The sequence below is a fragment of the Blautia sp. AF19-1 genome (genome assembly GCF_003479155.1).
In the GTDB taxonomy this organism is placed as follows: Bacteria; Bacillota; Clostridia; order Lachnospirales; family Lachnospiraceae; genus Fusicatenibacter; species Fusicatenibacter saccharivorans.
In genome coordinates, this window is record NZ_QUGQ01000001.1 from 17,491 (window position 1) to 37,659 (window position 20,169).

Annotated in this window: 17 protein-coding genes and 1 pseudogene; 1 reads left to right on the top strand and 17 read right to left on the bottom strand. The window is 49.0% G+C overall.

The window, feature by feature from the left end:
* Positions 1–231 precede the first annotated feature (231 nt).
* The 12 genes from rpsO to glgB all read right to left on the bottom strand — a co-directional run bounded on the left by rpsO (position 232) and on the right by glgB (position 12,849).
* Positions 232–498 (bottom strand): 30S ribosomal protein S15, encoded by a 267-nt coding sequence (gene rpsO / locus DWX26_RS00095; protein WP_022462935.1) that lies wholly within the window; start codon positions 496–498, stop codon positions 232–234.
* A gap of 286 nt (positions 499–784) precedes the next feature.
* Positions 785–1,720 carry a bifunctional riboflavin kinase/FAD synthetase gene (locus tag DWX26_RS00100; RefSeq protein WP_118600452.1) on the bottom strand — a complete coding sequence of 312 codons (936 nt, stop codon included), beginning with the start codon at positions 1,718–1,720 and terminating at the stop codon, positions 785–787.
* Positions 1,717–2,643 (bottom strand): tRNA pseudouridine(55) synthase TruB, encoded by a 927-nt coding sequence (gene truB / locus DWX26_RS00105; RefSeq protein WP_055265448.1) that lies wholly within the window; start codon positions 2,641–2,643, stop codon positions 1,717–1,719. Before truB ends, DWX26_RS00100 begins: the two co-directional genes overlap by 4 nt.
* A gap of 72 nt (positions 2,644–2,715) precedes the next feature.
* A complete protein-coding gene (locus DWX26_RS00110) occupies positions 2,716–3,699 on the bottom strand; it encodes a DHH family phosphoesterase (protein ID WP_118600454.1) in 984 nt (327 codons plus the stop codon).
* The gene (gene rbfA, locus DWX26_RS00115; protein ID WP_022462931.1) at positions 3,686–4,072 is read right to left on the bottom strand and encodes a 30S ribosome-binding factor RbfA; all 387 of its coding nucleotides are present in this window, start codon (positions 4,070–4,072) and stop codon (positions 3,686–3,688) included. The genes DWX26_RS00110 and rbfA overlap by 14 nt, the downstream gene beginning before the upstream one ends.
* A 15-nt stretch (positions 4,073–4,087) precedes the next feature.
* Positions 4,088–6,697 carry a translation initiation factor IF-2 gene (gene infB, locus DWX26_RS00120; RefSeq protein ID WP_334294901.1) on the bottom strand — a complete coding sequence of 870 codons (2,610 nt, stop codon included), beginning with the start codon at positions 6,695–6,697 and terminating at the stop codon, positions 4,088–4,090.
* 95 nt (positions 6,698–6,792) lie between these two features.
* Positions 6,793–7,104, bottom strand: a complete 312-nt coding sequence (locus DWX26_RS00125; protein ID WP_055221524.1) for a L7Ae/L30e/S12e/Gadd45 family ribosomal protein — start codon at positions 7,102–7,104, stop codon at positions 6,793–6,795.
* The gene (gene rnpM, locus DWX26_RS00130; protein ID WP_022462929.1) at positions 7,088–7,366 is read right to left on the bottom strand and encodes an RNase P modulator RnpM; all 279 of its coding nucleotides are present in this window, start codon (positions 7,364–7,366) and stop codon (positions 7,088–7,090) included. The genes DWX26_RS00125 and rnpM overlap by 17 nt, the downstream gene beginning before the upstream one ends.
* 30 nt (positions 7,367–7,396) lie before the next feature.
* Entirely contained in the window at positions 7,397–8,581 is a 1,185-nt protein-coding gene (nusA, locus tag DWX26_RS00135; RefSeq protein WP_118600458.1) for a transcription termination factor NusA, read from the bottom strand.
* Positions 8,582–8,612: 31 nt separating this feature from the next.
* Positions 8,613–9,080: a ribosome maturation factor RimP gene (rimP, locus tag DWX26_RS00140; RefSeq protein WP_022462927.1), complete on the bottom strand. Its 468-nt coding sequence runs from the start codon at positions 9,078–9,080 to the stop codon at positions 8,613–8,615.
* 166 nt (positions 9,081–9,246) lie between these two features.
* Positions 9,247–10,119 (bottom strand): mechanosensitive ion channel family protein, encoded by an 873-nt coding sequence (locus tag DWX26_RS00145; RefSeq protein WP_055265441.1) that lies wholly within the window; start codon positions 10,117–10,119, stop codon positions 9,247–9,249.
* A gap of 3 nt (positions 10,120–10,122) precedes the next feature.
* On the bottom strand, positions 10,123–12,849 hold the full coding sequence (glgB, locus tag DWX26_RS00150; RefSeq protein ID WP_118600460.1) for a 1,4-alpha-glucan branching protein GlgB: 2,727 nt from the start codon (positions 12,847–12,849) through the stop codon (positions 10,123–10,125).
* 101 nt (positions 12,850–12,950) lie between these two features.
* Between glgB and DWX26_RS17810 the strand changes: the two are divergent.
* Positions 12,951–13,058 (top strand): annotated as a pseudogene (locus tag DWX26_RS17810) (DUF6783 domain-containing protein); the annotation flags it as partial.
* 85 nt (positions 13,059–13,143) lie between these two features.
* Here the strand turns inward: DWX26_RS17810 and DWX26_RS00155 are convergent.
* From DWX26_RS00155 to DWX26_RS00175, 5 genes are all read right to left on the bottom strand, one after another.
* Positions 13,144–14,379, bottom strand: a complete 1,236-nt coding sequence (locus tag DWX26_RS00155; RefSeq protein WP_118600462.1) for a hypothetical protein — start codon at positions 14,377–14,379, stop codon at positions 13,144–13,146.
* 155 nt (positions 14,380–14,534) lie between these two features.
* Positions 14,535–15,839, bottom strand: a complete 1,305-nt coding sequence (locus tag DWX26_RS00160; protein ID WP_279220546.1) for an ATP-binding cassette domain-containing protein — start codon at positions 15,837–15,839, stop codon at positions 14,535–14,537.
* Positions 15,840–15,851: 12 nt separating this feature from the next.
* Positions 15,852–17,600, bottom strand: a complete 1,749-nt coding sequence (oppD, locus tag DWX26_RS17440) for an oligopeptide ABC transporter ATP-binding protein OppD (RefSeq protein WP_118600464.1) — start codon at positions 17,598–17,600, stop codon at positions 15,852–15,854.
* A 13-nt stretch (positions 17,601–17,613) separates the two neighbouring features.
* Positions 17,614–18,582 (bottom strand): ABC transporter permease, encoded by a 969-nt coding sequence (locus DWX26_RS00170; protein WP_022461048.1) that lies wholly within the window; start codon positions 18,580–18,582, stop codon positions 17,614–17,616.
* Positions 18,583–18,588: 6 nt separating this feature from the next.
* Entirely contained in the window at positions 18,589–20,160 is a 1,572-nt protein-coding gene (locus tag DWX26_RS00175) for an ABC transporter permease (protein ID WP_022461047.1), read from the bottom strand.
* Positions 20,161–20,169 lie beyond the last annotated feature (9 nt).

The following is a 20,169-nucleotide window of genomic DNA, read 5'->3' on the forward strand; positions in this document are numbered from 1 at the left end:
CTGAGCAGAATTTCCGAAACAACTGAAAAGCACACCGGAATACGGACAGGATGCAGCTTTTCAATGTGTTTTTCAGTGGTCTCGGATAAAATTCCTGCACCTCCAGAACCTGCCACTGGCAGCTTCTTACGGATGCAATGCAGCTCAGAATGGCTCCATGTCGTTTGCGTCTTTGATCTTACAAGCAAAGAAACGGGCGGAAAATGTATCCCGCCCGTTGTTCCAAGCTGATTATTTTCTGATTCCTAACTTCTCGATTAAAGCACGGTATCTTTCAATATCAGTTTTCTTTAAGTAGTCAAGCAGACCACGTCTCTGACCAACCATTTTCAGAAGACCTCTTCTGGAGTGATGATCTTTGTGGTGAACTTTCAGATGCTCAGTGAGCTCCTCGATTCTTGCGGTAAGAACAGCTACCTGTACTTCCGGTGATCCTGTATCTCCCTCAGTTCTTGCATACTCTTTGATGATTGCCTGTTTTTTTTCTTTCGAAATCATTTTAAATTCCTCCTGTTATTTTGATTGCACCGCTGACTAAGAAGTGGTCGGAGTGTCCTGCCTCTGAATCAGGGTCCGGGGATCTTTTTTGTCCCGCATACTCGATTAGTATAGCATACGCTTTTCGAATTGTAAATACTAAAATCAGATGTTTTCGCGATGAATTTTCACGTAGTTACAGTTCTCCGAACTGTAACTTTCGCAGCTCTCATTTTAAGTTTTGCTTCGCAAAAGGAGAGCTGCTCACACCTGAATCACTTTCTTACGCAGCGAAACAGCGAGTGTTTCACTGCTGAGCGAACTTTTTTTCTACATATTTTTTTCCTGCCGCAACATCATGGTCGAGCTGGTTTTTCAGCGCGTCGATCGAAGCAAATTTCTGCTCCGGGCGCAGGAATTTTAACAGAGAAACCTCCGCATGTTTTCCATAGAGATCCTCGCTGCAGTCAAAAAGATTCGTCTCCACGCCGGTAAATTTTTCCTGTACCGTCGGCTTAACACCGATGTTTGTGATACCGTAATAAATTTTTCCTTCGATTTTCACCTCGGAAACGTAGACGCCGAACGGCGGAAGCAGCTTTTCTGCCGGCGGGATCTGATTGATGGTCGGCACGCCGATCGTTCTGCCGAGTGCATGACCGTGGACAATCTCGCCGTGAACCGCGTAATCGTAGCCGAGCAGACCGCTCACGGCTTCCATATTGCCCTGTTCCAGCTCTTCCCGTGCCCAGGTGCTGCTGATCTCGCGGCCGTTTTCCTCTGCTTTTTCGATGATCTCGGTTTCAAAACCAAGGGACGGGCCCATTTCTTTCAGCATTTCGGCTGTGCCGCTTCTCTTGTAGCCAAAACCGAAATCCTTTCCCACAACAACTTTTTTCGCGTGCAGCTTATCCACCAGAATCTCTTTGATAAAGGCTTCCGGCGTCATGTGCATCACTTCATCCACAAACGGGCATTCCACAAGGCAGTCCATGCCAAGCTGTTCGAGGCGGGCTCTTCTCTCCTCATTCGTCAGCAGCTGATGCGGCTTGACATGCTGCACTTTCGACTGCGGCGGCACGTCAAACGTAAACACAACCGTTTCCAGTCCTTCCGTTCTGCCGATTGCAAGGACACGGCGGATCAGAAGCATATGCCCCCGGTGGAGGCCGTCAAATTTTCCCAGGGTTACAACGCTGTCCCCTCTGCTGTCAAAATCCAGTGTTTTTGTTAGATATCTCATGTTCTCTCCAGAAATAACTTGACCGGTCTGGTTAAGTTTTGTGATGGTCTGTATTGATAAATACCGACAAACGTTCCGTCATCGAGATAAAGGCGGAACTCCTCGTCTTCTGCGAAGTCCCCGCCGGAAGCAGTTTCCCCGATTTCGCGGATCTGCGCCGGTTTCAGCGGATTTCCGTTTTCCGCAAGCTTTTTCGCATGATCGTCCGCTGTCGCAAAGCTGCGCAGCGCGGCAAACATTTCATCGACCGGCACGAGGATCTCCGAAAGGCGGCCCTCACCGACAATCGCTGCGATCTCGTCAAGCGTGTGCGCTCCGTTTCGGTCAAACTGGCCGACTCTCGTGCGGATCAGCTGCTCCATACATCCGTGGCAGCCCAGTTTTTCGCCGATATCGTGGCACAGGGTGCGGATATACGTTCCCTTCGAACACGTTACCTCCATGCGCACCAGCGGAAGCTTCACTTCCAGAATGCTGATCTCGTAAAAGTGCACCGTGCGGGCCTTCCGCTCGATCTCGATGCCTTCCCGCGCCAGCTCGTAGAGTTTCTTTCCATTAACCTTCAGCGCGGAATACATCGGCGGCACCTGCTGCTGCTCCCCGACAAACGAGGCGATGCAGTCCCGCACCTCTTCTTCCGTCACGGTCACTGGCGCTTCTGCTGTCACGGTTCCGCTCATGTCCTGCGTATCCGTTGCGATTCCAAGGTGAAGCAGCGCTTCATACGTCTTCGTTTCATCGGTCAGCATATCGCAGAGACGCGTTCCCTTTCCAAGGCAGACCGGAAGCACGCCTGTCGCATCCGGGTCTAGGGTTCCGGTGTGGCCGATTTTTTTCTGGTGCAGGATGCCGCGCAGCTTCGCAACCACGTCATGCGACGTAAATCCCGCCTCTTTCCATACGTTCAGAACTCCGTTTATCATGTTGTTTTGTCTCCCTCTTTTTCACAAGAAAACCGGGCGTGGATATATTTTCTGCGCCCGGCTGTTTCCTGTTTATGCTTCTTCCTCTGTCGTCTCTTCTTCCTCTTCTGCAAGAAGCTGTTTTTCGATATACAGAGTCAGATTGTTGATTACATCATACGGAGAACCTGACATCGTGCAGCCAGCCGCACGGATATGGCCGCCGCCGCCGAATACGGCTGCGATTTTGCTCACATCAACCAGCTCGTCGGAGCGGAGGCTTACTTTGAAGACCTGCGGCTCCAGCTCATACAGGAAGATCGCTACGTGAACGCCTTCTGTATTTTTTAACTGGATGACAATGCCGTCCATATCTCCCGGTGTCAGGCCATAGAAGTCCATGACCTTCTTCCGCACGATACCGACAATACACTGCTTGTCGAGAAGCATGATGCTCTCTGTCAGCGTGCGTCCCATAATCTGATTCTGTACGTATGTTTTCTTGAAGAATGCATCCTCGATGATTCTGGTAAACGGAACTCCCTTTTCCATCAGAGCGGCCGCAACCCGCATCGTGTGCGGAGAGGTGCTGCTGTACTGGAATACGCCGGAATCGGTCACAATACCGGTGTACAGCGCCTCGGCGCACGGCTCGGAGATCTTTTCTTCCTCCAGAAGTCCGAACAGCACCTCGCAGGCAGAGCTTGCATCCGGCTCTACGTGATTGATTTCGCAATATTCTGTATTCGTCACATGGTGATCGATGCAGATCGTCTTTCCCGCTTTTGCAAGAAGCGGTACGGCAACGCCGATGCGTTCCTCGCTGGATACATCCAGAAGGACCACAAGGTCGTACGCTTTCTCTTCACAGCTTGTCTTTACCTCAGAAAAGCCCGGAAGATAGGAAAATTCCGGCCGTGGATCCTCAAGATAGACATCTGCCTGAATCTCCGGCCGATTGTCGCGAAGATACTGGTATAATCCCAGGCAGGAACCGATGCAGTCACCGTCCGGACGAACGTGTCCGGCGATGGCCATGCAGGAGACTCCGTTTAGAATTTCATCAATTTTCTTCATTTTCCTCATCCTTTTTGTCTTCTTTGTGTGTTACTTCATCAATCAGTTTCGACATCGTAACGCCATATTCAATCGACTCATCCAGGACAAAGGTCAGCTCCGGTGTATTGCGGAGGTTAATGGTCTTGGCCAGCATACGGCGGATGAAGCCCTCCGCGCTCTTTAAGCCGCGGATGGTTTCTTTCTTCGCCTCATCATCGCCAAACACACTGATATATACTTTACACGTCTTCAGATCCGGCGCTACCTCTGCCGCTGTGACAGAGGTCATCATTCCGATGCGCGGATCCTTGATCTCGTTCCGGATGATGTTGGAAAGCTCTTTCTGTACTTCCCCGTTGATCCTGGTGTTTTTAATACTGTTTTTTCTCAACTTAATTCCTCATTTCTATCTCGGCACTTCTACCATGATATAGGCCTCGACCTGATCGAACTCCTGAAGATCGTTGAATCCTTCAAATACAAGACCGCACTCATAGCCGGAGCGCACTTCTTTGACATCGTCTTTGAAACGTTTGAGGGATGCCAGATTTCCTTCGAAGATCTGGTTTCCTTCGCGGCTGATTCGAACTTTGCAGCCTCTCTGGAACGTTCCGTCCAGTACATAGCTTCCGGCGATCGTTCCGACACCGGATGCCTTGAAGAGCTGACGTACCTCGGCATGGCCGATAACTTTCTCTTCGTAAACCGGCTCAAGCATACCCTTCATGGCTGCCTCAACATCCTCAATTGCCTGGTAGATGACACGGTACAGACGGATGTCTACGCCGTTCTGCTCTGCCATGGATTTTGCGTTCGCATCCGGGCGTACGTTAAATCCGATAATGATGGCGGAAGATGCGGTTGCCAGCATAACGTCGGACTCGTTGATCGCACCGACACCGCCGTGGATGACGCGTACGGCAACTTCCTCGTTGGAGAGTTTGACAAGACTCTGTTTTACTGCCTCGACAGATCCCTGTACATCGGCTTTGACAACGAGTGCCAGTTCTTTTAAGTTACCCTCCTGAATCTGGTTGAACAGATCATCCAGGGACATCTTCGCTTTTGTCTCCTCAAGCAGGTTCTTCTTGTTCTCTGCCACGAAGGTTGCTGCGAAGTTCTTTGCTTCTTTATCGTTATCGGTCTGAACGAGGATCTCTCCTGCGTTCGGAACATCGGAAAGTCCGAGAATCTCAACCGGAGTAGACGGGCCTGCCTCTTTGACGCGGCGTCCCTTATCATCCATCATCGCACGGACTTTACCGGAGCATGCGCCTGCTGCGATGTAATCGCCGACATGCAGGGTACCTTTCTGTACCAGAATGGTAGCAACCGGTCCTTTTCCTTTATCCAGCTCAGCCTCGATGACAAGACCTCTTGCTTTCCGGTTCGGGTTTGCTTTCAGCTCGAGCACTTCGGAAGTCAGAAGGATCATCTCCAGCAGATCGTCGATACCTTCGTTGTTCTTTGCAGATACCGGAACGAATACGGTGCTTCCGCCCCAGTCCTCCGGAATCAGTTCGTACTCGGAGAGCTCCTGTTTTACACGCTCTATGTTTGCGCCTGGTTTATCGATCTTATTGATCGCAACGATGATCTCAACGCCGGCTGCTTTTGCATGGTTGATTGCCTCAACGGTCTGCGGCATCACACCGTCGTCTGCTGCGACAACGAGAATGGCGATATCCGTTGCATTGGCTCCACGCATACGCATAGCGGTGAATGCCTCATGTCCCGGGGTATCGAGGAACGTAATCTTCTGTTTGTTGATCGAAACGGTGTATGCACCGATGTGCTGGGTAATACCGCCAGCCTCGCGGTCGGTGACATGGGTGTTCCGGATGCAGTCCAGAAGAGATGTTTTACCGTGGTCAACGTGTCCCATAACGCAGACTACCGGCGGACGCGGAACCATGTCTTTTTCATCCTCTTCGTCCTCTTTTAAGAGCTCTTCGATCACATCGACTTTCTCTTCCGGCTCAGCGATGATGTTATAATCAAGCGCGATTTCCTGTGCTTTTTCGAAATCGATCTCATGGTTTACGGTAACCATCGTTCCTTCCATGAACAGTTTCTTTACGATGACTGCCGGCTGCATTTTCATCTTCTCAGCCAGCTCGCGGATAGTCATTTTCTCCGGCAGGGTAATCTCCTTTACCTCATCCTTCGGAGCTTCCTGTTTCGGTTTGTTGACCGGTTTCTGGAGCGCTTTCGGGAGTCTGGACTGCTGATGATGTCCCTGGTTCGGACGGTTTCCGCCTCTTCCTCTGTCTTCACTGAATTTATTTTCTCTTAAAGAATCTTTGTTTTTGTCTTTTTCTTTTCTTCCTGTATCACGGCCTGGCTTCTTGATGCCAAGGCTCATTGTATCGCCTGCAGAGCTCTTATGCTCGGTTCTGCGGCGGTCTCCTCCCGGACGGCGGTTCTGATTCTGGGAATCATCATCCTTTCCTGCGAACGGTCTTCCGCCATTATTTCCCGGTCTGCCTCCGTTTGGACGTGCGGAACGCTCACCGAATGGTCTTCCGCTTCTCTCACCGTTTCCGCTTCTTCCGCCGTTATTGCGGTCTCCTCCCGGACGGTCTCCGCTGCGGTTCGGGCGGTCTCCATTGTTTCCGCCGAAGCGGCGTTCTCCCTGCGGACGGTCTCCGCTGCGGTTCGGGCGGTCTCCGTTATTGTTGAAGCGGCGCTCTCCCTGCGGACGGTCTCCATTGCGGTTCGGACGGTCTCCGTTATTGTTGAAACGGCGCTCTCCCTGCGGACGGTCTCCATTGCGGTTCGGACGATCTCCATTTCCGCCGTTTCCGTTTCCACGGTTCGGACGGTCCTCGCTTCTTCCGTTTCCATTGCGGTTTCCTTCCGGACGGCCATTTCCGCGGGACGGGCGGTCTTTTTTCTGTCCCTGGTTCTTTGTGAACTCTTTTGCTTCTTTACTTGTTGCGTTCTGCGGACGCACAACGGAAATAATTTTCTTTTTCTTCGGTTTTGCCTGCTCTTCCGGTTTCTTCATTTCCATATTTTCTGTATCTTTCTTTTCCAATGATCTTTTCTCCTCTTTCTGCGGTTTTCGTGTTTCCTGCATCCATCCACCGACCTTTCCGGCCTTACGCCTTACGCTTCTGCCAACAATGCTGCTATTTTTTCTGCAAAATGCGCTTCACATACGGCAAGGGAAGAACGGTATTCTCTTCCGATGGCTCTTCCAAGCTGCTCTTTGTCCCCAAAAAGAATGCATGGCACTTTATAGTATGCACACATATTGCGAAATTTCTTCTGTGTATTGGCCGACGCCGTTTCCGCCAGAATGACAAGGTATGCGCTTCCGCTCTTTACGGCCTGCTCGGTCGCAAATTCGCCGCTCGATACCTTACCCGCCTTCATGGCAAGGCCCAGCATGGATAATCCTTTACTTTGACTGTTCAATCTTCGCAAATGCCTCCTTTAACTGCTCATAAACCTCTGATGGAATTTCTGCCTTCAGAGAACGGGAAAGTCCTTTGTTTTTCATTGCTTTCCCAAGGCATTCCAGAGAGCAGACATAAGCACCGCGTCCGTTCATTCTTCCGGTTGTGTCCGGAACAATCGTTCCTTCGGTGGTTTTCACCACGCGGATCATTTCTTTTTTGTTTTTCATTTCATTGCAGCCAATGCATTTACGCAGCGGCACTTTACGAACTGTACTCAAATGCTCATCCCGCCTTTGTTTTTATTTTAATTACTCTTCGTCTCCGGCTTTCTCTGCTGTTTCTACATCATTCTCGTCGAAGTTTTCTTCTGCAGAGATGGTTCCCTCCTCTGCTGCGGACTCATCGTAATTGTCCTCTTCCTCGTATTCCTCTTCTTCTACGTAGTCGAAGTCTCCTGCCTCGCGTGCCTGAGTCTCGCTCTTAATGTCGATCTTGAATCCGGTCAGACGTGCGGCAAGTCTTGCGTTCTGTCCCTCTTTACCGATGGCAAGGGAAAGCTGGTAATCCGGAACGATTACTTTTGCGGTCTTCTCATCCGGATCTGCCATAACGGAGATAACTTTTGCCGGGCTCAGTGCGTTCTCGATCAGGAGTGCCGGGTTCTCATCCCATGTAATGATGTCGATCTTCTCTCCGTTCAGCTCATTGACAACCGCGTTGACACGGCTTCCGTTCATACCGACGCATGCGCCGACTGCATCGACGTTCGGATCGTTGGACCATACTGCCATTTTCGTACGGCTTCCTGCCTCACGGGCAATGCTCTTGATCTCTACGATGCCTTCTGCAACCTCGGAAACCTCAGACTCAAAGAGACGTTTTACGAGTTCCGGATGGGTACGGGATACCATGACTTTCGGTCCCTTGGTTGTATTCTTTACTTCCAGAACGTATACTTTCACACGCTGGGTCGGCTCAAATTTCTCGCCTTTGACCTGCTCGTTCTCGGTCAGCAGAGCGTCTACTTTACCGAGGTTGATGCTGACGTTGCGTCCTACATAGCGCTGTACCACACCGGTAACCACATCGTGCTCTTTCTCGAAGTACTGATCAAACAGAACTTTACGCTCTTCCTCACGGATCTTCTGAAGAATGACGTTTTTGGCATTCTGGGTTGCAATACGGCCGAACTCTTTGGATTTGATTTCTACCGGAACGATATCGCCGAGTTCATAGCGGGAGTCTGCACGTTTTGCATCGGAAAGGGCGATCTCCATGATCGGATCCTGTACCAGATCAACAACGGTTTTCTCTGCTACGACTTTGAAATCACCAGTCTGGGCGTTAATGCTTACCTTTACATTATCTGCTTTGCCAAAATGGTTTTTACAGGCCTGGATCAGCGACTGCTCAATTGCCTCAAGCAGGGTATCTTTGCTGATATTCTTCTCTTTCTCAAGAACTTCAAGGGCCTCCATTAATTCTGTATTCATTTTTCTCTTTTCCTCCTGTATCTGCGTCTGTTTAGAAATCAAATGCTAAACGGATCAATGCAATATCGCTTTTCTGGAAGACGCGCTCTGTTCCGTCCTCCTCCAAAATGGTCACACTGTTATCATCATATGCGGTGAGTATTCCGTAAAATTCCCGGTTTCTCTCGATCGCACGGTATGTCCGGATTTCCAGCTCTTTTCCCATGCTTCTCTTATAGTCTTTCTCTTTTTTCAGCGGACGTCCAAGGCCCGGGGAGCTGACCTCCATGATATAGGCGTCATCGATAAAGTCCTCTGCGTCCAGCCGGTCAGAAAATGCACGGCTGACGATTTCGCAGTCATCCACGGTAATTCCGCCTTCTTTGTCGATGTAAGCACGCAGGTACCAGGTACCGCCCTCTTTGACATACTCCACATCCACCAGTTCAAAACCATTGGCTTCTACAATCGGAGTGATCAGTTCTTCTGCCTTCTGTTCGTATTCTTCTCTTCTGCTCAAATCCTCACCACCTTTTTGATTCAGGGAAACTTTCGAAAAATTCTTTCATTTCCCTGTACACAAGAAAGAGTGGACGAAATCGTCCACTCCTTAACAGTCACTTATTAACAGCTTTACTATAGCACCTTTTCCGTGCAATTGCAAGGGTTAATTTTCAAAATATCCTTTATTTATCGCCTTTTCCGGCTTTTTTGTTCGCCGGTTCCGGGCAGATGTGGACATCGAGCTGGTTATACGGGATGGAAATTCCCGCCGCGTCAAACTCTTCTTTGATGCGCTCATTCATTTTCCATTTGACCGGCCAGTAATTTTCCGTTGCGACCCAGGCGCGGAGACCGACCGTAATCGCGCTCTCGCCCAGCTCATCTACGAAAAACTGCTGTTCCTCCGACTGAAAATGCGGCTCCTCCTCAACGAGGCGGCGCAGGATGTCCTTCGCTTTTTTGATATCGGACTCATAAGAAATGCCGACTTTGATCTCCAGCTTTCTCCGGTCCATCGCCGTCACGTTGATGATGGTGTGGTTCGTCAGATTAGCGTTCGGGATCATGATGGTACGGTTGTCGATGCTGTTGATTGTCGTGTAATACATCTCAATCTTTTTGACCGTTCCCTCCTGACCTTCGCCCGGAAAAATGATGTAGTCACCGACCTTAAATGGTTTCAGCAGCAGAATCATCACGCCGCCTGCAAAGTTTGAGAGGCCGCCCTGCAGTGCCAGGGATACGGCAACGCCGGCGGAGGCGATGGCTGCTGCGATCGACGCTTCGGATACGATACCGAGCTGAACGATAATGGTCAGCACCAGCAGCGTGTTCAGACTGTATTTCACCATGGAAACGGTGAAACTGACCACCGCCTCCTCCGTGTGAAAACGCCGCATGTTTTTCCGGATCAGACCACAGAGCCACAGGATCAGTTTGCGTGCAACCAGAAAAAGGATTACCGCAAACACGATCTTCAGCACCAGATCGGCAGCCGAAGAGGCCTTGTCGATCCAGTATTCATAGACGCGTTCCGCCGCTGTCAGATTCACCATGTGTTATCTCTCCTCTGTCGCGAATTTTCTCTGCAGCTCCTCGCCAAGTTCACTCATGCCTGTGCTTTTTTTCGTTTTTGTCTCTGGTTTTGCCTCTGATTTTGCTTCCGACTTGGTTTCCGGCTTTGTTTCCGGCTTTGTAGCCGGCTTCTTTTCCGGATCGGCGGCTGCGCGGTATTTTTCCACGGCTTTTGCTGCCTCTGCCGCTGCGGATTTTCCGGCTTTCACCAGCTTGTCCACCGTCTGCTCTACCGTTTTCACCGGTTTGCTGTCGATCGCCTGCTTTACGGCTTTCTCCACCTTCTCTGTCGCAGTCGTAGTTCCCTGCTTTTTCTCTGCTCTTTTCACCGTTTTTTCCGATACCTTTTTCTCTGCTTTTTGGGCAGTCTTTGTTGTTTTCTTTGCTTTTACTGCTTTTACTGCTTCTTCCGTTTTTCCAGCCGGTTTTCCCTTCTTTCCGGTTTTCTTCTCTGCTGCCGCTTTCGCTGCAGTTTTTGCCTTTGCGCTCTTATTGCTTGCAGCGCCCGTCTCCGGCTTCGTATAAGAAAATACCTGAACAGAAAGCGGTGCGAGTTTTACGGTAATCGAGTTTTTCCGCTCGTCGCACTCTGTTTTTTTCGACATTTTCACGCGTGGATTTCCGACGCCTGTTCCGCCATAGCTTTCCGCATCGCTGTTGAACATCTCTTTGTACTTTCCGGGATACGGCACACCAATGCGGAAATCATCGTACTCGACATTCGAGAAGTTGCATACGACAAGCAGCGTATCTTCTTTCTTCCTTGTTCTGCGAAGGAAGATCAGAAGATTCTTTTCCCACTCCATGCCATTGATCCACTCAAAGCCCTCCGGCTTTTCGTCAAGCTGATACAGTGCCGGATTTGCTTTGTAGAATGCATGAAGTGCCGCCATATAGTTCTTTAACTGCAGATGTTCCTTGTCCTCAAGAAGCTCCCAGGACAGGGACTGTTTCTCATTCCACTCTTTTTCCTGTCCGAATTCCTGTCCCATAAACAGAAGCTTCTTTCCGGGATGCACCATCTGATAAGCGTACGCCAGACGAAGATTTGCCATTTTCTGCTCCGGTGTACCCGGCATTTTGGTATACATGGATCCCTTCAGATGAACCACTTCATCGTGCGACAGACTCAGCATGAATTTCTCCGAGTATGCATATACCATAGAAAAAGTCAGCTGATCGTGATGTGCCCCGCGGTATACCGGATCGTTTTTCATATATTCCGTAAAATCATTCATCCAGCCCATGTTCCACTTGTAGTCGAAGCCAAGGCCCTCGTCATCGAGTTCTCCCGTCACCTTCGGCCATGCGGTCGATTCTTCCGCGATAAGAAGCGCATCCGGGAACTCTTTTTTGAAGATGGAGTTCAGATGTTTTAAAAATTCGATCGCTTCGAGGTTCTCATTTCCGCCATAGATATTTGCGACCCACTCCCCATCCTGCTTGCCATAATCAAGATACAGCATCGAGGCAACCGCATCCATACGGATTCCGTCGGCATGGTACTCTTTTGCCCAGAAAAGAGCATTGGCGATCAGGAAGTTCTTTACTTCCGGTCTGCCGTAATTGTAAATCAGTGTGCCCCAGTGTGGGTGGGATCCCTGTCTCGGATCGAAATGCTCATACAGACACGTTCCGTCAAATGCAGAAAGTCCGAAGGTATCGCGCGGGAAGTGTGCCGGTACCCAGTCGAGAATAACACCAATGTCATTCTGATGCATCGTATCCATAAAATAGCGGAAATCATCCGGCGTTCCGTATCGTGCTGTCGGTGCGTAATAGCCCGTTACCTGATAACCCCAGGATTCATCGAGCGGATGCTCCATCACCGGCATCAGCTCAACATGGGTGTAGCCGAGCTCTTTCACATAAGAAGCCAGCATCGGAGCGATCTCACGGTAGTTATAAAATTCACGGCCATCGTCCGGTTTTTTCCAGGAGCCAAGATGCACTTCATAAACAGAAATCGGCGCTTTGTCGCCCTGTGTGACACCACGCTTCTTCATCCAGTTCTCATCCTGCCAGGCATATTTTCCAAGATCAACCACAACACTCGCATTGTTCGGACGCAGCTGTGCTGCATTCGCGTATGGATCCGATTTCAGATACGTCAGACCGCCCTTTGCCTTAATTTCATATTTATAGATGTCGCCCGCGCGAACACCGGGGATAAAGAGCTCGTAGATTCCGGACTCCAGAAGATTCATCTGATATGCTCTTCCGTCCCAGTTATTGAAATTTCCGACAACACTGACACGGATCGCATTCGGTGCCCAGACAGCGAAGTAAACACCGCTGATACCATCGATCTTTACCGGGTGTGCACCCAGCTTCTCATAGATGGAATAACAGATGCCGTTTTCAAACTGTTTCTGTTCCTGCTCGGTGAACTGCATCGGATAGGCGTACGGATCGTAATGCTCCATCTGGTTTCCGTCGCCGTCCCAGTAGATCAGCGTATAGGATGGAATTTTCTTTCCTGGAAGCAGCACAGCGAAAAATCCCGCCTCATCCTCGCAAACCATCTCGGTCTGTTTTCCGTCGCGGATCGTATGTACGGCTGCACGGGTTGCGCCCGGGAAAAACGCCTGAATCAAAATACCATCCTCCGTTACACGCGGTCCCAAGATGTCTCTTGGATGATTCTCCTCAGAATAGACCACAGCTTCAATCTCTGCCCAATCCATATAATCGTATAATTTTTCTTCCATTTTCAAAATTGTAACCCCTCCTTATTTATTTTACGTGCTCTCGCTGCTGCTTCCCCCATACAAAATCGCATAAAAAAGCACTCATTCATGCCAGAGCGTGTTTGAAAAAAGCTTTTCGTGAGCTGCGAGTCCCATTTTCAGCCCAAACGGTCTGCAGCAACCGGATAAGGTCAAAACAGATCGCGAAGTGGGGCTTGCAGATTGTGGAAATGATTTTTCAAATTCTGTTTTTATTTTACCATCCTAACCGCGATTGTACAATGCAAATCTGGTTTGTTTTTTTATTCTGTTTTTTTATTTATTCACCGCTGTCACGGAAAACTTTCCGTCTGTGGTCTGAATCTCATTGTTCTCAAACCAGACACTGTAAATTTTCTGTGAAGCCAGTGTTTTCAAGAGCTCCCCGGAAAGCGATTCGGCCTGATAATCGAAAAATGCTGCAAGCAGCGTATCAGCACAGCCATATTCACCGGAATAGACGATCAGTTCTGATGCTGCCGTGTGATCTTTTCCGTCTGACGCGCTAAGATACGGCGTGCGCATCGTTCCGTCCTGATACTGGTAATAGCGGTACGTATCGGGACTGCCCGCCTGGTAAGCGTGGAAAAATACGATACTTTTCGGTCCCTCGTACGTCATCGTTCCATGTGACTGAATTTCATTCCCGGAAAGATGGTACAGCGGGTACTGGTACTCTTTTTCCCCTGTTTCATCGAGACAGCGCACAAATCCGTCCTTGCTGGAAATAATGCCGAGCTGATAGCCCTTGCCGCGGATCATGTCCGCCAGATAGTCAATCAAAAAAGCATTTTTCATCCAGAAAAAGTCGAGATACGCCGTGTAGCCCATCTCTGCGGCATATGCCTGATACGCATCCGACACATGCAGGCAGACCTGGTTTTCTCCCGGGAATTCCATGGAAATGTCATCCGGGTTCTGCGCAAAGGCTGCGACGGCTGCCGCTTCCTCTGCCGCATCATCATCCTTCTCCGGATCGAACTGTGCTGCGGCCGCATCATCATTGCTCATGCAGAGATTTTCCAGTGACGCGTACAGCGGTCCCAGATAGATTTCCCGGCAGTTGGCATCGGATACTTTTTTCAGGGCATCGTACAAAACCGGATCTACCGTCATCACTTCGTTTGGATGCTGGTTGATATCGTACAGGTTTGTCACATCATCGAAACTCTCGTCGATATTGAAAAGCCGGTAGCCCTTCACCGCCGCATCGGTATAAATCAGCGAGAGTGCCTTTGCCTCCCCACCCGCCGATACGCCGCCTGCACCGACATTATATTTCAGTGTGAAATCCTCGCTGCAGTTCAGCTCCGAGCCCGCCTTCACGCTGATTTCGCGCCAGCCGGAATCGCCGCGCAGAAAATTCATAAAACCATACACCAGAAAACCGGATCCGATCGCCAGAAACAGTACCACAAGCACGATGCGCCGTCCGACATTCTTTTCAGAGAGCTGAACTTTCTGCACCGGCTTCGGCTGCCGTCTGTTTGGATCTTTTACTGTTCTTCCCATTCTTTTACTCCTCTTACTTTAAGTTCTCCCCTTCATTCGCACTGTGTTTTATTGTCCCAGAAAATATGTCTCCCGTCAAGTAAAACGGCACAAAAAAAGCAGCGCCGGAATCAAAAGACTTTCGATTCTGACACTGCTTTGCTTTTCACAGTCTGCTATAGGACAACCAATATCAATGCAATGATAAAGATCAGGAGAATCACGGCCAGTACGGCGAATCCGTACAGCGCGCCCTGCTTACATGCTTTATAGTTGTGATAGTACTGTTTCTTTTTGTATACCATTGCTGCGATAATACCGATGATCGGGAAGAAGAACGACAGCACTTTGTACCAGATGCTTCCGGTATCGTGAACCGGAGTTTTCAGGAACTCATCTTCTGCCTTGGAAAGATGAACCTCGTGGTTCTCCTCTTTTACTTTCTCGCCAGGCTTTTTGATGGTGATCGGCTGCAGCGGCTCTCCCTTTTCACGGAGTGCCTTGTACTCTTCGATCTCTTTCTTGTTTCCGTATACAAAGTGGTTGTGTCCGATATCCACGAACTCCGGTTTGTCCACGGAATAATCGTGAATGGACGGATCGTAGGTGTACAGCACTTTGTTCTTCTCAAGCTGCGGATCCGGAATCGGGATCGCAGAGATCAGGGAATGGGTGTATGGATGCAGCGGGAAGTTGAACAGCTCCTCTGCGTCCGCAACCTCTACGATATTTCCTTTGTAGATAACACCGATACGGTCGGAAATGAACCGTACGATGGAAAGGTCATGGGCGATAAACAGATAAGTAACCTGTTTTTCTCTCTGGAATTTCTTCAGCAGATTGAGGACCTGGGCACGAATCGATACGTCCAGTGCGGAGATCGGCTCATCGGCTACAACCAGCTCCGGCTCCATAACCATGGCACGGGCCAGACCGATACGCTGGCGCTGTCCGCCGGAGAACTCATGTGGGTAACGGGTCAGGTGCTCCGGCAGAAGACCAACCTCGTTGATCATATTTTCTACCTTCTTTACACGGTCTGCCTCGTTCTCGTACAGATGGAAGTTGTAAAGACCCTCGGATACGATATAATCGACGGTCGCACGCTCATTTAACGATGCGGCCGGATCTTGGAATACCATCTGAATGTTTCGGATAACCTCCCGGTCCAGGGAATGCGGAATCTTACCGGAAATTTTAACGCCCTTATACAGGATCTCTCCTGCGGAACACGGGTTGACACGAATGACCGCACGGCCGATCGTTGTCTTTCCGGAACCGGACTCGCCTACGAGGGAGAAGGTCTCTCCCTTGTAGATGTCAAAAGAAGCATTTTTTACCGCTTTGACTGCGTCATCGCCCTTGCCGAAAGTGATATCTACATTTTTTACCTGCAGTAAGATTTCTCTTCCATTTTCGTCAATCGGACCATGCTCCGGCAGATGCGAAACAGTGGTCTTGCTTTCCTGCTTTGTAGACACTTTCAAACTCTCCTATAAGTTATATGCTTTTAACAGTTTTTCGTGAATATTCTGAATAGCTTCCGGCTTCTCCGTCTTCGGCGCTCTCGGATCCAGCAGCCAGGTCTTGGCATAGTGGGTATCCGTTACTTTGAACATCGGCGGCTCTTCCAGTGTGTCGATTTTCAGACAGTACTGGTTACGCGGCGCGAACGGGTCTCCGATAATTTTGTTGTACAAAGACGGCGGGGTACCGGTAATCGAGAACAGCTTTGTATTCCGCTCCGCAAGCTGCGGCAGGGAAGAAAGCAGTGCCCAGGTGTACGGATGGCGCGGGTCGTAGAACAGCTCTTCTACATTCGCAAACTCGATGATCTGTCCTGCGTACAGAACGGCAACACGGTCAGCGATATTCGCTACGACACCAAGGTCGTGGGTAATAAACACGATGGTATAGTTATACTCTTTCTGAAGGTCCTTGATCAGCTTCAGGATCTGCGCCTGAATCGTAACATCCAGCGCAGTTGTCGGCTCATCGCAGATGAGGATCTTCGGACGGCAGGAAAGTGCAATCGCAATAACGATACGCTGTCTCATACCGCCGGAATACTGGAACGGATAATCATCGAAACGCTGCTCTGCGTTCGGAATACCAACCTTTTCCATCAGCTCAAGCGCCTGTGCCCTTGCTTCCACCTCGCTAACATTCTGATGCTTCATGATAACAGAAGTGATCTGTTTTCCGATTGTGATAATCGGGTTCAGGGAAGTCATCGGATCCTGGAATACGGTTGCAATTTTCTTGCCGCGGATCTGGCCCCAGTCATTCGGGTCCTGGATTTTTGCCAGGTTAATGATACAGGTTCCATGAAGCTGCTCCGGTGTCTCATCCAGATAGCGCACACGGAAAGTAGCCTGGTCAAAAACGCCGTTTCGCTTCTGCTCATCGTTCAGATCCACACCGCGCTCCATTGCAGCTTTGAATGCCTCGTGCAGCTTTTTGATCATGCGAACCTTTTTACGCAGTTTATAACGTCCGACAGAAAGATAGATCTCTTTGGCAAGAATCTCGTTTCTCTTTCTCGTCTCGTCCGTAATTTCTTTTGCTGTCAGGCCGGCGTACTCTTTTTTGTACTCTGCCATTTTTGCCTCATACGCCTGATTGTATGCCGTATCGTTCATGGCAGCCTGTTTGTGAGCCTTGATTTTTTCCTCTTTTGCTTTCTGCAGAGCCTTAATCTCTCCATCCAGTCTGGAAATCTCCGCGGATGTCTCTTTGACTTTCGCTTTTTCTTTGGAAGTATCGAGTGTCTGCTTATAGTTGAAAAGTTCGGTTCTCTTTATTACAAGTTCCTTGATTTCAGCATCTGCTTTCTCACGCTCTTCCTCGCTCAGCGTCATTTTTTCTTCTTTTTCCTGCTCCAGCGCCTTCATTTTCAGGAATACTTCTGCACCATATTCCAGCTTGGAATACTCATTCAGCTTTTCCCAGGTGGATGCGATGGTCTTTTTCGCATAAGAATTCAGCGGCACAACGGTATCGCTCAGCTCGGCATCGTTAAAAATGATATCTCCCTGATCGATGAAGCCGTTGCTGTCCAGCATTCCTGCAAACGCTTTTGTGAATACGGATTTACCGGCACCGGATTCTCCTACGATAGCAATGGACTCATTCTCGTAAATATCCAGCGTTACGCCCCGGATTGCCGTCAGGATACGGCCGCGGACACGGAATTTTACCTGTAAGTCCTTAATCGATAATAATACTTTTTTATCTTCCATGCGGCTTTCCTTCCTACATATGTGTTCTCGGGTCGGACGCATCTCCAAGGTTCTGTCCAACTACATATAATACTACGGTGATAATTGAAGCGACAACAACCGGACTCCAGAATTCGAATCCCCATCCCGGTGTCAGCATGGCACCCTCAGCCTCATAGATCAGTCTTCCCAGAGACATGTCAGAAAGTCCCATACCGATGTAAGCCAGGAACACCTCGTAAGAGATGTAGGACGGAATCTCAGTTGCCGCCAGAGTAACAATGACAGATGTCATAAACGGGAGAATATTCTTCATCGCAATGCGGAAAATCGAAGTTCCAAGACATTTTGATGCCAGATTATACTCTCTGTCACGGATGATAACGACCTGCGTACGGATAAAGTACGCGATGGCAAGCCATCCGGTAACGGTCAGTGCAAATACCATGGTCCAGAAGCTCGGAGAAAAGATAAGCACCAGGACGGAGATCAGAAGTACATACGGAATATTTCCGATGATGTTGTAAACCTCCATCATGAAGACATCAACCTTCTTCGAAAATCCCCAGACAGATCCGACAATCACACCAATCGAAAGGTTGATGAGCGCACAGATAAACGCCAGGGAAACTGAAATTCTGGAACCAAACCAGACAGCATCAAAGGTCGACTGTCCGGAAGCACCGGATCCTAAAATCCAGTGAATATTGAATCCAAGCTGCTGCAATGCTTTGCTTGGAGACAGATGTTTTGTCGCGCCGTTCATCAGATTGGCGAAACGGTCGTACTCCACAAAGAGCGGATACACATACGTCATCAGCAGAATCACACCCAGGAGGCAAAGTACGGCAATATTGATTTTTTTCTTAAAAAATACGCGGAACACGGAATGCCAGTAGGAATATCTCGGAGCCGTAATTTTCTCAGACTCCAGAGAGCTGTTATCTACAGGAGAAAACAGTTCTTCCTCAGACAGACCGAATTTATCTAAATCATAATTCATAAGTCCCTACCTGTCTTTCGTTGAGAATGAGATTCGCGGATCCACCATGGACATCAAAACGTCGCCCAGGATGATGGAAATCACGGAGAGCACTGCGTAGAACAGTGTAACACCTACGATAACACCATTATCATATTTGCTGATTGCTTCGGTCAGCAGATTACCGGCACCAGGTACTACGTACACACGCTCGGTGATGATGGCTCCGGTCAGTGCGAACAGTACGCTCGCCGGAACACCCTGCACGATCGGAATCGCTGCGTTCTTCAAAATGTGTTTCGTAAAGATTTCTCCCTCTGTCAGTCCACCGGATCTTGCGAATTTTACGTAATCGGAGTTCATCTGGTCGATCATGTATCGACGCAGCCATTTCATCAGGTTTGCCACCTGCGGCAGTGCCAGAGAAACGATCGGCAGAATATACATCAGCTTGCTCTTCGAATCCATGTCAAAGGTGGTTGGCAGACCCATTTTTCCTCCGATTGCCTTAAACAGGAAGATATAGGCCAGTGAAGGTACTGCTATAATGAATACAATATAGATGGTTCCAAGCTGGTCAACCAGTTTGTCTTTCTTTCTCGCCATCAGAATGCCAAGCGGCACTGCGATGAGATAGGAAAGAATTACGGCAATGATACCGATCACAAAGGAATAGCCGATTTTTGATTTACCACTCTTAACTGTATCCACGTTGGTATAGTCATCTGTGAACCGATCGGAATGAACAGCGCTTGCATCCTGAGATTCGCTCATATACGTTGCGCTGTGCAGATCGTCTGCACTGTATTCCACCAGACCGCTTGGGTAGGTAATCTCCGATTTTACGTAGGATCCCTGCGCGCGGGTCATGGTCAGTGCTACATCCACACCCTCATTTACGGAATAGGACTTTCCTAAATTTATGGTGATTATATTCTGATGGAAATATGGGAATTTTGAGTCAAAGTACATCAGGTACTTGTGTGTTGTGCCATTTCCCATGATGGCCGGTGAAAATTTCTTTCCCCCATATACCGGATCGTGTAAGGTAAATGTAATCCCCCTCTTACCTTCTACCTTTGCAGCATCGTGAATGCTGTCGATGTCAATCAAACCGGAAAAATATTTTCCGAGACGTGTTGCAAGCGGAATATCCCTGTATGCAAACAGCTGCTGCTGTCCGCCGTTGGCATATTTTTTCTTACCCATCATGATCGCATCGTATCTTCTTACGGTGTAACCTTTTGCTTTATAATAAGCTGTAAATTCCTTTACATATTCAGATACCAGTTCTGAATCCTGGTCTTTCGTTCTTCCGAATGCTACTGCTTTGGATCTCGTATCCTCGTCAATTTCGCCTTTTGCTTTGAGAGCGTTCAAATAATCTGCATAGGTTACATAATCAAGATATCCGTATGTCTCCCACTTCTGATATTTGTACACCTTTTTCTGGTTATTGCTCTGATGGGAATAGGTGGTATCCTGTGCGAAAATCAGATTTCGGTCCATCAGAGAATAGATCATAGTCATAACGCATCCAACGACGATTACTACGGAAACAAGGCCATGCAACAAACGCTTAAAAAGATATTTTGTCATATTCTCTCA

Bases quoted from the DNA above. Each gene is read 5' to 3' on its own strand.
- oppD (WP_118600464.1), bottom strand. From the start codon at position 17,600: ATGGAAGATAAAAAAGTATTATTATCGATTAAGGACTTACAGGTAAAA.
- DWX26_RS00110 (WP_118600454.1), bottom strand. From the start codon at position 3,699: ATGAAGAAAATTGATGAAATTCTAAACGGAGTCTCCTGCATGGCCATC.
- DWX26_RS00145 (WP_055265441.1), bottom strand. From the start codon at position 10,119: ATGGTGAATCTGACAGCGGCGGAACGCGTCTATGAATACTGGATCGAC.
- DWX26_RS00175 (WP_022461047.1), bottom strand. From the start codon at position 20,160: ATGACAAAATATCTTTTTAAGCGTTTGTTGCATGGCCTTGTTTCCGTA.
- glgB (WP_118600460.1), bottom strand. From the start codon at position 12,849: ATGGAAGAAAAATTATACGATTATATGGATTGGGCAGAGATTGAAGCT.
- DWX26_RS00155 (WP_118600462.1), bottom strand. From the start codon at position 14,379: ATGGGAAGAACAGTAAAAGATCCAAACAGACGGCAGCCGAAGCCGGTG.
- DWX26_RS00100 (WP_118600452.1), bottom strand. From the start codon at position 1,720: ATGAGATATCTAACAAAAACACTGGATTTTGACAGCAGAGGGGACAGC.
- DWX26_RS00170 (WP_022461048.1), bottom strand. From the start codon at position 18,582: ATGAATTATGATTTAGATAAATTCGGTCTGTCTGAGGAAGAACTGTTT.
- rpsO (WP_022462935.1), bottom strand. From the start codon at position 498: ATGATTTCGAAAGAAAAAAAACAGGCAATCATCAAAGAGTATGCAAGA.
- truB (WP_055265448.1), bottom strand. From the start codon at position 2,643: ATGATAAACGGAGTTCTGAACGTATGGAAAGAGGCGGGATTTACGTCG.
- nusA (WP_118600458.1), bottom strand. From the start codon at position 8,581: ATGAATACAGAATTAATGGAGGCCCTTGAAGTTCTTGAGAAAGAGAAG.
- infB (WP_334294901.1), bottom strand. From the start codon at position 6,697: ATGGAAATGAAGAAACCGGAAGAGCAGGCAAAACCGAAGAAAAAGAAA.